Source organism: Streptomyces sp. NPDC015220 (assembly GCF_043079345.1).
Lineage (GTDB): Bacteria > Actinomycetota > Actinomycetes > Streptomycetales > Streptomycetaceae > Streptomyces.
This window is the reverse complement of sequence record NZ_JBIBUK010000052.1, coordinates 1-2,092: the sequence shown is the minus strand read 5'-3', so window position 1 is coordinate 2,092 and position 2,092 is coordinate 1. Positions and strand designations below refer to the sequence as shown.

The window sequence follows — 2,092 nt, the reverse complement described above, 5'->3', positions numbered from 1 at the left end:
GCGGTGAGCGCGTTCGGGTTTTCGGGGACGAATGCGCATGTGGTGATCGGGGAGGCGCCGGAGCCGGCGCGGGTGGCGGGGGTGTTGCCGGGGTATCTGGTGGTGTTGTCGGCGGCCTCGGTGGAGCAGGTTCGTGAGCAGGTGCGTGCGTTGCTGGCGTGGAGCGAGGGTCCTGAGGGTGGCAGGGCGCCGTTGGGGGATGTGAGTTTCACGTTGCTGACGGGGCGTCGGCATGTGCGTCATCGGTGGGCTGCGGTGGTGCGGGACCGGGCGGGGCTGGTGGCGGCGCTCTCGGGCTGGCTGGAGAACGGCACGGCGTCGGGTGTGTTCGTGTCGGAGGCTGCCGGGGTTGAGCCGGGGGGCCGTGCGTCGGGGCTGGCGGGTTATGGGGCTCGGTGTCTGCGGGAGTGCGGTGGGCCGTCCTTGCCGGCTGGTCCGGAGTACCGTGAGCGGCTGTCGGCGGTGGCCGAACTGTTCGTGCGGGGGCAGGACTTCGACTTCGGTGTGCTGTTCGCGGGGGGCGGTTTCGGCCGGGTGCCGTTGCCGACGTATCCCTTCGCCCGCCGCCGCTACTGGGTGCGAGAGGAGGCCGAGCCGGCCGCGCCGAGCGTATCCGTTGCCGACGTCCTGCACCCGCTTGTCCACGCCAACACCTCCGACCTGCTGGCGCACCGGTTCACCACCACGCTGACCGGTGACGAGTTCTTCCTCGCCGACCACGTCGTGGGCGGGCGGTCCATCCTCCCCGGTGTCGTCTCGATCGAAATGGCCCGTGCCGCCGTCGAGTTCGCCCTCGGAGAGCTGGGCGCGACGGAGCACAGCCTGCGGCTGCGTGACATCGTCTGGCCGCAGCCGCTGACCGCCCCGGACGGCCGTACGGAGCTGCACGTCACGCTGGAACGGCGGGACGGCGGCGCGGTCGGCTTCACCGTGCACAGCGGTGACCGGGTGCTCGGCGACGCCTCCGCGGTGCACTGCCAGGGCGCCGCGGAGCTGGGCGACCCCACCGGGCCCCGGCTCGACCTCGACGAGCTGCGGGCGACCGTCCGCCGCGACGGTCTCCCGGCCGACGAGGTCTACGCCGCCCTGCGGGCGCGCGGCATCGAGCACGGCCCGAGCCTGCGCGCACTCGGCGGCATCCGGCTCGGTGACGGCCAGGTGCTGGCCGAGCTCGCCCGGCCCGCGGCCGCACCCGTGCTGGAACAGTGCCGGTTGCACCCGAGCCTGCTGGACGGGGCCCTGCAGACCGTGGCCGGGCTGACCCTCGGCGCCGGGACGGACGGCGCGCCCGCCGGCGTGCCCTTCGCCGTGGACACGGTCGAGGTGTTCCGCCACTGCCCGGACCGGATCTGGGTCCGCACCCGGCGCGGGACAAGGGGCGCAGGCACGTACGACATCGACCTGTGCGCCGAGGACGGCACGGTGTGCGTCCGGATCCAGGGACTGCACCTGCGCGAGGGCGGTGTGCGGGACGCCGAGAGCGTCTACGCCGTCCCGAGCTGGGAGCCGGCCACCCTTCCCGCCGAGCCCTCCGCCCCTGCCCCGGACCTGCTCGTCGCCTCCGTCGCGGACGAGCGACTGCGCCGGGCCTGGCCCGCCGCCCTGGTGCTCGACGCCCGGTCCGCGGCGCGGGCGATCGGCGACGGCACCGTCGGTTCGCTCGGCCACGTCGTCTGGTCGGCCCCGCCGCCGCAGGACGGCATCGCGTACGACGATGCCCAGGACGACGGCGTGCTCGACCTGTTCCGGCTGGTCAAAGCCCTGCTGGCGGCTGGGTACGGCGACCGCGAACTGCACCTGACCGTGCTGACCCACCAGACCCAGCCGATCTCCCCGGACGACCGCTGCGAACCGGCGCACGCCGCCGTCCACGGCTTCACCGGCGCGCTGCTCAAGGAGTACCCGCACTGGCGGACGCGCCTGGTCGACCTGCCGCTGTCCGACGCCTGGCCGGCACAGGAGCTGCGGCGCGTCCCGCCCAACCGCACTGGTCACGGCCTTGCCTGGCGTTCGGGGTGCTGGTATGCGCAGCGGTGGTTGCCGGCTGTGGTGCCTGCGGGTGTGGGTGGGTTGCGGCGTGGTGGTGTGTATG

The 2,092-nt window shown here is 73.9% G+C and carries 2 protein-coding genes; one reads left to right on the top strand and one right to left on the bottom strand.

Features of this window, described 5'->3' with window-relative positions:
* Positions 1 to 212 (bottom strand): hypothetical protein (locus ACF061_RS38995; RefSeq protein ID WP_392271768.1); only part of this gene is annotated, 212 nt, incomplete at its 3' end.
* Here ACF061_RS38995 and ACF061_RS38990 point away from each other — a divergent pair.
* A partial coding sequence (locus ACF061_RS38990) for a polyketide synthase dehydratase domain-containing protein (protein ID WP_392271767.1) occupies positions 121 to 2,092 on the top strand: 1,972 nt, incomplete at its 3' end. The two genes, ACF061_RS38995 and ACF061_RS38990, sit on opposite strands and share 92 nt — an antisense overlap.